This is a genomic window from Temperatibacter marinus (genome assembly GCF_031598375.1).
GTDB classification, from domain to species: domain Bacteria; phylum Pseudomonadota; class Alphaproteobacteria; order Sphingomonadales; family Kordiimonadaceae; genus Temperatibacter; species Temperatibacter marinus.
On the sequence record NZ_CP123872.1, the window covers coordinates 294615 to 308615 of the forward strand.

The 14001-nt window shown below is 43.4% G+C and carries 11 protein-coding genes; 10 read left to right on the forward strand and 1 reads right to left on the reverse strand.

The features are described from left to right. The first annotated feature begins 59 nt into the window (after positions 1–59). From QGN29_RS01350 to QGN29_RS01395, 10 genes are all read left to right on the forward strand, one after another. On the forward strand, positions 60–1487 hold the full coding sequence (locus QGN29_RS01350; RefSeq protein ID WP_310798855.1) for an MFS transporter: 1428 nt from the start codon (positions 60–62) through the stop codon (positions 1485–1487). Between the two features lie 9 nt (positions 1488–1496). Continuing rightward, on the forward strand, positions 1497–2300 hold the full coding sequence (locus tag QGN29_RS01355) for an acetoacetate decarboxylase family protein (RefSeq protein ID WP_310798856.1): 804 nt from the start codon (positions 1497–1499) through the stop codon (positions 2298–2300). Further along, entirely contained in the window at positions 2300–3517 is a 1218-nt protein-coding gene (locus tag QGN29_RS01360; protein ID WP_310798857.1) for a 3-hydroxyacyl-CoA dehydrogenase, read from the forward strand. Before QGN29_RS01355 ends, QGN29_RS01360 begins: the two co-directional genes overlap by 1 nt. A gap of 60 nt (positions 3518–3577) precedes the next feature. After that, positions 3578–6088, forward strand: a complete 2511-nt coding sequence (locus QGN29_RS01365; RefSeq protein ID WP_310798858.1) for a TonB-dependent receptor — start codon at positions 3578–3580, stop codon at positions 6086–6088. Positions 6089–6172: 84 nt separating this feature from the next. Beyond that, entirely contained in the window at positions 6173–7894 is a 1722-nt protein-coding gene (locus QGN29_RS01370; RefSeq protein ID WP_310798859.1) for a class I adenylate-forming enzyme family protein, read from the forward strand. Further along, a complete protein-coding gene (locus tag QGN29_RS01375; RefSeq protein ID WP_310798860.1) occupies positions 7888–8694 on the forward strand; it encodes an SDR family oxidoreductase in 807 nt (268 codons plus the stop codon). The genes QGN29_RS01370 and QGN29_RS01375 overlap by 7 nt, the downstream gene beginning before the upstream one ends. Positions 8695–8711: 17 nt before the next feature. Further along, positions 8712–9167, forward strand: coding sequence for a MaoC family dehydratase (locus QGN29_RS01380; protein ID WP_310798861.1), 456 nt, complete (start codon positions 8712–8714; stop codon positions 9165–9167). A 10-nt stretch (positions 9168–9177) separates the two neighbouring features. Further along, entirely contained in the window at positions 9178–10080 is a 903-nt protein-coding gene (locus tag QGN29_RS01385) for an SDR family NAD(P)-dependent oxidoreductase (RefSeq protein WP_310798862.1), read from the forward strand. Between the two features lie 2 nt (positions 10081–10082). Beyond that, positions 10083–11006, forward strand: coding sequence for an alpha/beta hydrolase (locus tag QGN29_RS01390; RefSeq protein ID WP_310798863.1), 924 nt, complete (start codon positions 10083–10085; stop codon positions 11004–11006). Between the two features lie 14 nt (positions 11007–11020). Further along, a complete protein-coding gene (locus tag QGN29_RS01395) occupies positions 11021–12817 on the forward strand; it encodes an acyl-CoA dehydrogenase (protein ID WP_310798864.1) in 1797 nt (598 codons plus the stop codon). Between the two features lie 92 nt (positions 12818–12909). Here QGN29_RS01395 and QGN29_RS01400 read toward each other — a convergent pair whose 3' ends face one another. Continuing rightward, a complete protein-coding gene (locus QGN29_RS01400; RefSeq protein ID WP_310798865.1) occupies positions 12910–13929 on the reverse strand; it encodes a cupin domain-containing protein in 1020 nt (339 codons plus the stop codon). Positions 13930–14001: the final 72 nt, after the last annotated feature.

Consider the following 14001-nt stretch of genomic DNA (forward strand, 5'->3'; position numbering starts at 1 on the left):
GGGACAAAAAAGGTATATTAAATACCAGAGAAAATGACATAACTCATGGGAGAGAAACAATGGCAGACAAGGGAAAACCATCCGTATTTACTAAGATATCATATGGCATAGGCGCTGTAGCCTTTGGTGTTAAAAATAATGGTTTCGATTATTTCTTGCTCATCTTCTACTCACAAGTTTTAGGTGTAGACGCGCCTCTTGTCGGCCTTGCTCTCCTGATTGCCTTAATCTTTGATGCGATATCAGATCCTATTGTTGGCTATCTGAGCGATAATACAAAAAGTCGTTGGGGGCGCCGTCATCCATGGATGTTTGCCGCTGCACTTCCTGCAGCTGTTGCCTATTATTTTCTCTGGTCACCACCAGAAAGTATGACTGGTAATGATTTATTTCCGTATTTGGTGACACTGTCTGTTGCAATTCGTCTACTCATTACTTTTTATGAAATTCCAAGTTCAGCTTTAGCTGCTGAGCTTACAAAAGATTATGACGAACGCACGAGCTTAATGAGCTACCGCATGTCGTTTGGATGGATCAGCGGCACAGTCATGGCTATCTTTGTCCTCACAGTATTGCTCGCCTCAACTGAAGCCTATCCAGTTGGCATATTAAACAAAGAAGCCTATAGTACATACGGCCTTGTAGCTGCCTGCGTCATTGGGGGTGCGATCCTCTTAACAACATTTGGCACGGCTCATCTCATACCCGATTTACCAAAAGGGAAAGTAAAAGAAAGCAAAGGCCTCTCTATTATCTTTAATGATTTCAAGAAGGCCTTAGCAAATAAGTCATTCGCGGCGCTTCTTGTGGCTTCTATTGTCTCCTCTGTAATCATCGGAATGGCCTTCAGTCTAAATCTCTACATGAATACTTTTTTCTGGGGATTTAACACAGATCAGATTGGTGCCTTAAATCTATCCTTTATTATTGCTGCTATGATTTCATTCTTCATGGCCCCTTATATGTCTAGAAAATTTGGTAAGAAAAAAGCTGTCTTTATATACGGTGTTTTGACGCTGCTCATAACCCCTGTCATGATTGGCCTGAGAGTCATGGGTGTTTTACCTGAAAATGGAGATCCTTCTCTCTTCCCGATTTTATTTATTGTCGCAATTCTTGATGTGACAATGTTCATCGGCGTTCAAACTTTAATGTATTCTATGGTAGCAGAGCTTGTTGAGCATAACGAGGTCAAAAATAATGATCGGACAGAAGGGATCTATTTTTCTGCCATTTCCTTCTCAAGAAAAGCTTCTCATGGCCTTGGTGTCATGGCGGCCTCTATTGTCATTGCAGTTGCAAACTTTCCCAAAGGTGCAAAAGCTGAAGATATAGATAAGCAAGCTATTCTAGACTTAGGCATTTCCTATGCAGTCGCTGTGGTGCTCCTTTGGCTTGCCGTTTTCTACTTCTTGAAATTCTTTAAAATTGACCGTGAAAGCCACTTGGAAAATCTATCCAAGCTTGCAGAGCGTGAAAAATCATAAAGGGTGCTTATGTTTAAATTTCAATCCTTAATGTCTTATATGATGCCCGCACATTTTGGTCCCCGCTATGCAGGGCCTGGCACAAGTGGTTGGTATAGAGATGTGACGACTATGGTAATTCCTTACGTGACAGACAGAGAAAAGTTAGCTGCTTACCTGCCTGAGCATTTTGAAGTAGCTGAAGAAGCTGTCATTACAGTCTACTTTGCTTGCAACAAGCAGATCGACTGGCTGGCTGGGCGTGGTTACAATATGATAGGCGTGAATGCCAATGTTATCTATAAAGGCAAAGAAGAAACATTAGAAGGGACCTATAGTCTTGTCATTTGGGAAAATCTTACGGATCCTATTTTAACGGGTCGCGAAATGCAGGGTATTCCTAAGATATATGCGGACATACCAGATCATGCCATATCGCAGAATAGATGGACTACAAATGCCAGTCATTTTGGGAATAAAATTATTGATTTGTCTCTTTCTAATTTAAGAGCGCCCTCCCTTGATGAAATTGCCTTCATGCACCAAAAAAGCCAAGGTAAAGATACCCCAATGGGCTGGCGTTTCCTACAAAACGCAGGCAAAGAGGGCGTTAGCGAATATACTACCTTCCCATCTGAAAATCATTTTAAACAAGTGATGCTTGGTGAAGGAAGTGTGAAATGGAACCAGTTAAGCTGGGAAGAAAATCCCACGCAATACCAGATCGTGAATGCTCTCGCTGATCTGCCAATTCTAGAATACCGACCTGCTTTAATGACCAAAGGGGCTACAAATCTCTTGGTCCCTGAAAATATGCCTAGGGCGCTCAAATAATGCCTATGAGCGGAAAACATATTGCTTTTATAGGCGGCGGAACGATGGGGTGTTATAATGCCTTACTTGCAGCGCTAGGGGGGCATCAAGCAGTCATTCAAGATGTCTCAGATGAGACGCTCGAAAGCATCCCAAATATCGTCCAAACAATTGCTACTGAATTAGTGCAAGCAGGTCTCCTGCCTTCAAATAAAATCCCTGATGCACTCACCAAAATAACCTGTGAAAAAGACTTAGAAAAAGCCTTGAGAGGCGCTTGGTTGGTGAGTGAATCCATTCCAGAAATTCTTGGTATCAAGCAAAATCTCTTCAAAGAATTAGAATCGATTGCAGACCCGCAGGCAATTCTCACGACAAACACGTCAGCTCTGCTCCCCTCACACATTGGCTCTTCCCTTAAAACAGGGCACCGTTTTGCAGCCCTTCATTCACATCTAGGGGCAACGTTATTTGATATTGTCAAAGGGCCTGATACTGATGACAAAATAATCACTCAACTAGAAGACTACGTGAATTCTATAGGATGTCATTCCATAACATTAACGAAGGAAAATAAAGGCTATCTCTTTAATGCCATGATTGGTCCTATTCTCACAACAGCCATGGTTATGGTAATTGATGGGGTCGCTTCAATAGAAGAAGTTGATAAAGCTTGGATGGACCGCACGAAAAGCACAATGGGTCCCTTCGGCATGATGGATCTATTTGGCTTGCGTCTCATTTATGATGGTTGGTTTCATAGACCGGAAGACGAGCTTTCTGACTTGAAGACGAAAGTTCTCTCCTTCTTAGCACCGCTTGTCGGCATTGGACGTCTGGGCATGAAAACGGGACATGGCTTTTATACATATCCGAACCCTAAATATTCAGATAAAACATTTAATGCTGTTACTAAAACCAATGAAGCAGCAAATTATGCACTGACATCCGCACTCTCACAGAGTGCTGTGCTCTTGGCCGCCAATAAAATAGCACCCTATTCTGAAATAGACCGCGCCTGGTGCATTGCTACGCGACATCCACAAGGTCCATTCGCCATTCTTGACGAAATTGGATTGGATAAGACTCTTATTTTATTTGCTGCGACAGGTCCGATGGCCGGGCCAGAAAATGTTGAGAAAATCACAGGATTTATCATGGAATTTATTGCCCAAAACAAACTGGGTAAGTCAAGCGGTAGTGGCTTCTATAGCTATGCTGCGGGAGAAAATGAATAGAGTAGAAAAATTCTATTCTTGAGGAGAATGCCATGCGTGGCAAAATGACTGGAGGGAAAGATGTCATTTGAAAAAAGGAAACCAATCATGCTGGGGTTGATGCTTTCAACAGCAATGAGCTCATATACAGTATATGCACAAGAGGAAGAAGAGCTTGCTCTTGAAGAAATTGTTATTACTGCAACGAAACGATCAACAAATCTAAACGATACTGCTGTCGCTGTGACTGCAATCACTTCTGGATTTGCAGATAGAACTGGCCTTCTGGGCGTTCAAGATGTCGCAGATTTTACGCCTGGGATGTCAGCGTCTGATACACCAAATCAAATTGCTATTCGCGGGGTTGGGCGAAACACAAATGCACTTGGCTCTGATCCAGGCGTGGCCCTCTATCTCGATGGCGTTTACGAATCTGAATCAGCGATTTTCGGACTAAACTCATTAGTTGTAGAGCGAGTAGAAGTATTAAGAGGCCCTCAAGGCACACTATACGGACGTAACTCTGTTGGGGGTGCCGTGAATATCATCTCAAAACGCCCTGCTGACAACTGGGAAGGTGAAGCTCGTTTTTCATATGGAAGTTATGAAGCGAGAAAACTTGAAGCGCGGATCACTGGACCTCTAACTGATTCAATTCGTTTTTCTCTGGCAGGGTCGGTCTCTAAAAGGGACGGCTACCAAGAGAATGTTGGCATTGGGAATGACAAGTGGGGTGAAGACTCAACCTTTTGGGAAGCGCAGCTGGAAGTCGACATTACTGATAATCTCTCTCTATGGGCAAAATACGGCCAGTCAGACTCAGATACTGATCCTCGGCACGTTGTAAAAATTAACGATTATAATCGGACAACTTTAAGGGGTTCTTTGGTCCATAATGTTCGCTTAGGGTATACAGAAGCAAATCCATCTGTTGAAGACCCTTTTAAAATTCGAAGTGATTATGATGGATATGTAAGGATTTCTAATCAACATCGTGCAGCGATAGAACTCACATATGCGGGTGTCTCGTTTGATATGAAATATCTATATGGATCTCAAGCCTATGATTATGAAGAAAGTATAGATAACGATTATACAGATCGCACAGATAGCCTAGTATACCCTGATCCAAGCGGTGATCCGGCTGCCGGTTTTGTTAGCCTACCAAATTCTAACATCAACAATACCGCAGAATATAAAAGCTGGCATAGCCATGAGTTTCAAATTTCCTCAAAAGGCGATTCTGATTTCAATTGGATTGTAGGAGCTTATGCATATAAAGAAGATGTGCGGCAGCCTTTTTCACTTTCCAATCCAAATAATATCTATCTGCAAAATCCACGCGTTTTTGTACCTCAAACTCCAGCTCCAGAAAATGCGTTTTTCGGATTTGCATGGGCTGAAATTCTTCCAAATCCAGAAGGTCATTATTATTTCCAAGAAGGGGAACTCGAGAGTAAAGCTTCAGCTTTATTTGGAGAAATCAGCTACGCGATTAATGAAAACTTTACCATCAAAGCAGGCTTGCGTTATTCCAAAGATGAGAAAATAGGCTCAGAAAGACAGCGTATCGTTTTTGATCAAATGGCTAATAGTTTTGATCCAGTTGCTCTTGCTACACTTTTAGGCGGCGCACTACCAGTTGGTCCAACAGCACTAAATGCAGCCCCATATTATATGGCCTACAGTGTAGATTTTACAGGCGGTTTTCTCTCAGACACCCATGAGGATGAGTGGGATGATGTTACAGGCAATCTATCTGTGGAATATAGACCAGATGTTGACACTCTCGTTTATGGTACATTTTCAAAAGGCTATAAATCTGGAGGGTTTCGTTTAGGGGCCATCTCTGATGATCCTGCCACACCAAGGAATGAAGCGGCTGTCGATAAAGAAACTATCAATGCTTTTGAACTGGGCCTTAAAAAAACATTTGGAGACACCGTTCAACTGAATGCTGCCGCCTATTATTACGATTATAAAGGCCTACAGGCTGAAGTGCCAGTTTTCAGAAATGGCATTCCTTTTGTAGAGCTCTATAATGCAGATAGCGCACGCAGCATGGGCCTAGAAGCTGAGTTAATTTGGCAAGCGGGTGAAAACACCACTGTGGTAGGGAATTACTCCTTCATGGATACAGAGTATAATGACTTCTGCGGTGATAGAGCAGCAACGGCCCCTGATGGCAGTAGTGGCTGTCTCGTCGATTCAACAGGCCAAGGACTTCTCTATGATCCAACTGGTAATGAGCTCAACAAAGCACCGAAGCATAAATTTGCTCTCAATGTTACACATGTAGTGCCATTCGATGCTGGGGATTTAAGTGTGAGCGCGACCTATGCCTATGTTGACAGTCAATCGCACTCAATCTTCACATCACCGCTCACAACAGCGCCGAGCTATGACCGTGCTGATGTGCGTCTGTCATGGATCCCAACAGATAGCTTTTGGGAAGTACATGCAACAGCCAAGAATGTTTTTGATATACTGGCAACCTCTAGTCTATCTTTTGGCTCCTCACCATATTTCCATCAGCTCGCATCCTACAATGCGCCGAGAACACTTAATCTAGAATTACGCATGAAATTCTAAGTTTTGAGTACCAATCGAATTGCTGTGGCTTTCTGAGCCACGGCCTCTCTGTCTCGTCATTTTTTATAAGTAAAGGTTTCAGTTATGTCGGCTGAACAGATCTATAACGCTCAGTTCCTAAAAACCATCCAGACCTTAACTTCAGAAGGTCAACCACTGGAAATTGAAGAAATGGAAATCAAGGGTATTTCCTATCCTGTCTTTCGTCAAATGCCGAGTTTTTTACGGGACATATATGAAGCAGCTTACGAACATAACGACCGGGACTTTATGGTATACGGCCAAGAACGTTTGTCTTACCGTCAGGCTTTAGACAAAGCAAAGCAACTGGCTTGGGCCTTAAGACAAGACTATAAAATTAAAACTGGAGACCGCATTGCTATTGCTTGCCGCAATTATCCAGAATGGTGCATTACCTATCTTGCTGTCACCAGCATCGGGGCCATCATCGTTCCTTTAAACAGTTGGTGGAAAACGGAAGAACTAGAATATGCAGTACGAGATAGTGATCCTTCTCTTATTTTCCTAGATAGTGAAAGAGCAGAGTATTTATCTCCATACATGGATAGTAGTGGTCTCTCAGGCGTTATTATTCGCGGGAAGGCTGATGATTTTCCCGGCGCAGTAGAATGGGATGATTTGCTTAAATATAGACCTGCAGATACTTGGCCTTCATGCAATAGCTCTATAGATGATCCGGCTACACTTTTTTACACGTCTGGCAGTACTGGCTCTCCTAAAGGTGTCCTCTCTTCTGCCCGTGCGGTTATGACCTGTTTGATGACATGGGCAATGATGGGGGTTGCCAATAAATTAGTTGATGGAAAAAGCTTAGAAGACAAAGATACACATTTAGGGACATTAGTTAGTTTACCGCTTTTTCATATTACAGGGTGTAATAGTTTATTTTTACTTTCTCTTTTGCAGGGGCGTAAAATTGTCTTCATTGATAAATGGGACGTAACACACGCCATGCAGCTCATTGAGGAAGAAAAGTTAACTCATTTTGTTGGGGTCCCAACTATGACCTACGAGCTCTTAAACACCCCCAACCGTGATGAATTTAATCTATCTTCACTGGAAGACATAGGCGGCGGCGGTGCCGCAAGGCCTGCTGATCATGTACAACGCTTAAAAGATAGTTTCGGTGTGGATAATGTAGGGATTGGCTACGGTATGACGGAGACAAATGCACTGGGCACCTTAATTGGCAAAGACAATTATCTCCGCCGCCCAGCAAGCGTTGGACAAGCAAATACCCCCATTGTAGAGATCAAAATAGTTGACGATCATGATATGTCTTTATCAGTCAATCAGCCTGGTGAAATCTGCATCAAATCCGCATCTAACATGCAGGCTTACTGGAACAATCAGAAGGCAACAGATGCAACACTCAAAGACGGCTGGCTCTACACTGGGGATATTGGTTATCTTGATGAGGATGGGTTTTTATTTATCAGTGACCGCAAAAAAGAACTCATCATTTCAGGGGGTGAGAATATCAGCCCTTTTGAAATTGAAACTGCGATCCTCAAAGTAGACGGCGTTTTAGACGTTTGTGTCTTTAGCTTACCAGATGAGCGTATGGGGGAAGTGGTCGGCGCTCTTGTTCGCGTGTCAAAATTAATCCACTCGGCTGACGCTATTCTTTCTGCACTTGACCTTAAAATTGCTCATTTTAAACTGCCAAAATCGATCTATATACAAACTGATCCCTTGCCTGTTCTGGGAACAGGTAAAGCCGATAAAAAGACAATCCAACACAATTGTCGTTCTCTCTATTTAAAGGAGAAAATCTCATGCTAGCCTCAGAAAACCTCTTTAACGTTTCAGGAAAAACCGCCTTGGTTACTGGCGGCGCCTCAGGTTTAGGTGCGATGATTACTCAAGCTTTAGTGATGGCTGGCTGTCAGGTCTTTATTTCATCTAGAAAACTTGCTGATCTTCAAGCTTATGCTGCGGAAATGGACAAGATTAAACCCGGTAAGGTCATCCCTATAGCTGCAGATCTCTCTTCTGGAGAAGGAACCATCAACCTCGTGGAAGCCTTGAAGGTTCAGACAGACAGACTCGATATCCTGATCAATAATTCAGGGTGCACTTGGGGAGAAGAACTGGAAAAATTTCCCCGTCATGCTTGGGATAAGGTCTTGAATTTAAACGTAACAGCCATGGCTGATCTAACTCGTTTATGTCTCCCGCTCTTGAAATCAAAGGCGGCATTCAATGCACCGTCTCGGGTGATCAATATTGGGTCAATTATGGGAACAAAAGCGACGCCAAGCGTGACTGGCAGTGTCGGCGCTTATAGCTATACAGTAAGCAAAGGAGCGGTTCATCATTTAACTAAATTATACAGCAATGAACTCGCCCCAGAAAATATAACGGTGAATGCCATTGCGCCCGGCCCTTTCCCTAGCCGCATTATGGCTTTTGCAACAGATACAGAAGATAAGAAAGATCAACTTGCTCAGCAAATCCCTTTAGGTCGTATCGGAGAAGAAAATGATATGGCTGGCACGATCTTATGGTTATGCTCTCGAGCAGGAGCTTATATTACAGGTGCAATTATCCCGCTTGATGGGGGTATGTCTGCAACACCGTAAATACATAGGAAATGAAAATGGCAACAGTATCTATGACAGAGTTAAAAGCGAACATCGGCAAGGAGATTGGAATAAGCGATTGGGTGAAAATTGATCAAGACATGATCAATAAGTTTGCAAACCTAACGCGTGACCATCAGTTCATTCACACAGATCCAGTTCGAGCAAAGGAAACACCCTTCGGCGGGACAATCGCTCATGGCTTTCTCTCTCTATCCTTCTTAAGTCATTTTGCTGAATCAATCGATTTGACTTTAGAAGGTGTAAAGATGGGCATCAATTACGGCTTTGACCGCGTCCGCTTTATGACACCTGTTAGCGTGGACGGAGATATTAGAGCTCGTATTAAACTTCTTGATGTCCAAGAAAAAGGCGTAGGCCGTTTGCTCATGAAACATGAGTATACCATAGAAATAAAAGGAAATGAGCGCCCAGCACTCAAAGCTGAATGGCTCAGTATGTTAATGATTTAAGGAGTATAAAATGTCTGATATACGATTTGACAATCAAGTAGCTATTATTACTGGAGCAGGCCAAGGCCTTGGCCGCACACACGCCCTAGGCCTTGCCTCAAGAGGCGCTAAAGTTATCGTGAATGACATGAACGCTGACAATGCACAAGCTGTGTCAAAAGAAATTGAAGACGCTGGCGGCCTGGCCATTGCAAATAGCGCGAATGTCGCTGAAATAGATCAAGTTCAAGCAATGGTTCAAAGTGCAATGGATGCTTGGGGGCGCGTTGACATTCTCGTAAACAATGCGGGTATTTTACGCGATAAGTCTTTTGCTAAAATGGATATGGCTGATTTCGAATTAGTGGTTAAAGTTCACCTTCTCGGCAGTGCTCTCTGTGCAAAAGCAGTATGGGATATTATGCGTGATCAAGGCTATGGCCGGATCGTTATGACGACCAGTTCTAGCGGCATGTACGGTAATTTTGGCCAAGCCAATTACGGCGCAGCGAAATGCGGCGTTACAGGCCTCATGAATACTCTTTGTCTAGAAGGGGAGCGCAGTGGTATTAAAGTGAATACACTATCACCAACTGCCTTCACTCAAATGACAGACGGACTACTCCCCCAAGAAATGCTCGATTTAATGACCCCTGAAAGTGTCACAGCTGGATTGTTAACTCTTTGTGATAAAGACGCCCCGAACCGCACAATTCTATGTGCTGGGGCTGGAGCTTACGCTCGGACAGTTATTCATGAAACAGACGGCGTTTACCTAAAACCTGAAGACCAGACACCAGAAGCAATCAGAGCTCAGATGGATAGCATCTCAGATCTAAATGGCATGGAAATGTTAACAAATGGATGGGGTCAAACTGGTAAATTTGTAAAGAAAGCCGCAGACAATTTAGGCATCGACTTACCAAAGGGATAACCATGAACTTTCTTGATAAGTTAGATCCAGAGTTGCGCCAATGGATTGAAGCGCAGCCGCAATATAATCTGGAAACTTTGCCTCTTTCTTACATTGCAGAACTGGCTCGAAAACGGCCAATTCTCTTTCCTCTTGAACAAGCAGAAGGCATTGATATTAACGATCACACCCTGCCAACAAGCGGTGTAAAAATTCGGGTTTACAAGCCCAAGGGTAGAACTGAAAAGCTACCTCTCTATGTCTACTATTACGGCGGAGGATTTTTTAGTGGCTCTATTGCTCATAACGATATGCTTTGCCAGCGCTGGGCTATGGAGGCCCAGTGTGCTGTTGCTACTGTGGAATATAGGAAGGTCCCTGAGCATCCCTATCCGGCTGCTTTTGATGATTGCTATGACACCCTTCTCTGGGCAGCAGAGAACGGTGCCTTTAACTCGCAAAAAATTGTTGTAGGAGGCGTCAGTGCTGGAGGATCCCTGGCAGCTGGTGTTGCGCTAAAAGCACGCGATACCAATGGCCCAACGCTTCAAGGTCAGCTTTTAATCATACCTGGGCTTGATCATCGTTTTGTGACACCCTCTAGTTATCTGCCTGTTGATACACGCATTTGGAACCGATCTTTAGCCCTAAAGGCATGGGAGGCTTGGCTCAAGAACTGTACGAAAGATATTCCCGTTTATGCCTCCCCTGCAACCTGCACAGATTTCAGCGATCTTCCGCCCGCTTTTGTCAGTGCAGAAAGCGAGGATATCCTTTTTGATGAAGCCCAAATATATGCCAAAAACCTTATAGAAGCTGGCGTAAAAACAAAGCTACATATAGCAAAGAGGGCATTCCATGCTTCCTTTGCTTATTTGCCTGACGCAGAACCATCTCGCAATCATCATCAAGCCATCATTCAGGCCCTTAAGAATTTCATACAATAAAGAAAGTCCTCCTTATGTCTCATGTAATTGATCGAAGAGAATTAGAATTTCAACTCTTCAATGCCCTTGATGCAGAAGCTTTATGTGAAAGTGAGCGCTATAATGATCATGACTTAACCCTGTTTAAGTCCATTCTTGATACTGCAGAAAAAATAGCGATTGATCATTTTGAACCGCATGCTGCTAAGGCTGATGAAGAGGAACCAAAATATAAAGACGGAAAGGCCATTGTAATTCCTGAGGTGAAAGCCGCTTTGGATAAATATATTGAGGCAGGATTTATGACCGCGGGTTTTGATTATGAGCACGGCGGCATGCAACTCCCAGCGCTAGTGACTTCTGCCATAGCCGCTCTTTTTACCTCTGCAAATACGGGGACAATTGGCTATCCCTTCTTAACCATTGCAAATGCAAATTTACTTTCCGTCTTTGGCTGTGATGAACAAAAACAGAAATATATGGAGCCAATGATAGACGGGCGCTATTTTGGGACAATGTGCCTCAGCGAACCTCATGCTGGTTCCTCTCTAGCTGATATTCGCACTCTGGCTAAACCTCTTAAGGATGGGACTTATGCCCTGACTGGTACCAAGATGTGGATCTCAGGCGGTGATCATGAACTCAGTGAAAATATCATTCATCTTGTATTAGCAAAAACACCTGGCTCACCAGCAGGAACGAAAGGGATCTCGCTGTTTGCCGTTCCTAAATATCTGGTGAATTATGATGGTTCATTAGGTGAGAGAAACAATGTAGATCTCGCTGGACTTAATCATAAAATGGGTTACCGGGGCACCACCAATACGCTTTTGAATTTCGGTGAGAAAGGCGACTGTATCGGGACAATCGTTGGTCAGGAAGGCGAAGGCCTAAAGGGTATGTTCCACATGATGAATGAAGCCCGTATTGGTGTTGGTATTGGGGCGGCTGCCATCGGATATGCTGGCTTTAAAATCGCCCGTGAATATGCAGCTGAGCGTCCTCAGGGCCGGGCGCCTTCCAATAAAGACGCCTCAACAGAGCAGCTTAATATTATTGAACATACAGATGTTAAAAGAATGTTGCTGGCGCAAAAGGCCTACACGGAAGGAGGCTTAAATTTAACATTTTACGGGGCCTGGCTTGTTGATAAAATTGCAACATCAAAAACAGAAGAAAAAGCATATTTTGATCGTTTACTCGGCATCTTGACACCCATTATTAAGGCCTGGCCTTCTGAGTTCTGCTTAAAAGCTAATGATCTAGCGATCCAATGTTTGGGCGGGTACGGTTATACAAGGGATTATCCTGTTGAGCGACTTTACCGCGACAATCGCTTAAACCCCATCCATGAAGGGACTAACGGCATACAAAGTATGGACTTACTAGGCCGTAAAGTCGCCGGTGACCAAGGCAAAGGATTGCAGATCTTAATGGGTGAGATGAAGAAAACAATTCAGACTGCCCATGCGAGCAAAAATGAAAAACTAAAAATTCACGCCACTACTCTTGCAGAAAAGATGACCTTGATGGGGGATGTGACAACCACACTTCTGACCACCGCGACTTCACCAGAATACCTCTTTATGAATTCTCATGATTATCTAATCGCAATGGGGCATTTAGTGGTCGCATGGCGCTGGTTAGAACAAGCTCTTGTTGCAGATAGATTGCTAGTGGAAGAAAAAGCTGATGTTGCCTATTTGAAAGGCAAACTACAGGCCTGTACTTTCTTTTTTACACGTGAACTGCCTCATATCACTGTTTATGCGACAACTCTTACAGCACAAGATTCAACTTGCTTAGATACAGACCCTGACTGGCTGTTATAGTCAAAGGCGTAACCAAGAAAATTACGCACTCTTAACCCTCTTTGTATGAGATGACGTCTCGAAATGATACCGATCGACGGCCTTTAATAATTCTATTTACTCCACTCAGGGGCTTTTGGTTTATCATCACGACGGGTGACATAAATAACAGACTCCTGAGAACCATTATTTTCAAAAGACCGTATCATATCAACTGGGACCGTCATTGTATCGCCTTGCATGATTGTGACCTGACCAAATTCACCTGTAATGGTAAGCTCTCCTTCGTGAACAAAAAGCACTTCAGGTTCAAATCTTTTATGAGCAGGAATTGAGCCTCCAGCACTCAGGTTCCAACGACGCACTTGATAATCATGGCTCCAATTCATTTTACCTGCACGTATCCCTTCATCGGAGTTTTCTACACCGATAACAGCAACTTCTTTTAGCCCTTTTGAGTGCTTAGTAAGCTCTGTTTCAGATTGAGGCACCATATCTTTTGCTAACAACACACACTCAAGCATTTCATCCCTACTCATACGACGAAAGTTTTTTAGGTCTTCGACACGTGTTGCTTTTGCTTCTTTTTTACCTTCTGGGATCGTTTCACCGAGTGTTGTATCAATTAACGAACTGTCTTCAAGAAGGATCATTCCATAATTTTTAGCTTCCTCAAAAACATAGGGAGCCCAAGTGACAAAGCCTGGATCGTCTTGACCGAGTACGCAGAACAAATAGCCTTTGCCCTCGCCTACATATTCAAACCCACGAAAAACATTGACTGGAATAGATATAGCATCTCCTGGACCAAGAACTGCAGCCCCATCAGAGCTATCATGCCCCCATGTAAACTTCCATTCACCCTCATGAACAATAAACATTTCCGCTGTTTCATGACTGTGTTGAGAATTAACACAGCCTTTTGGTTGGCGTGCAGCACCCACATTAAAACCATGAGGTTCCGCGATATGTATATGCTGATCAGGGCGCTCCGCAACACCAGGACCAATAAGACAGAAGTTCTCTTTCTGGTCACTCCCCGGCGTTTTGGTATCAATGAAGGCATTTTTACAAGGTATCTGATCCTTATAACGAACTACACGTGCTTCTAATGCTGCATTATCCCATGTCATCAATACTCTCCAATAAACTCTATACTTAAAAATGTACTTCGAATGCAAAAATGTCAAGATGAATATTTTTTA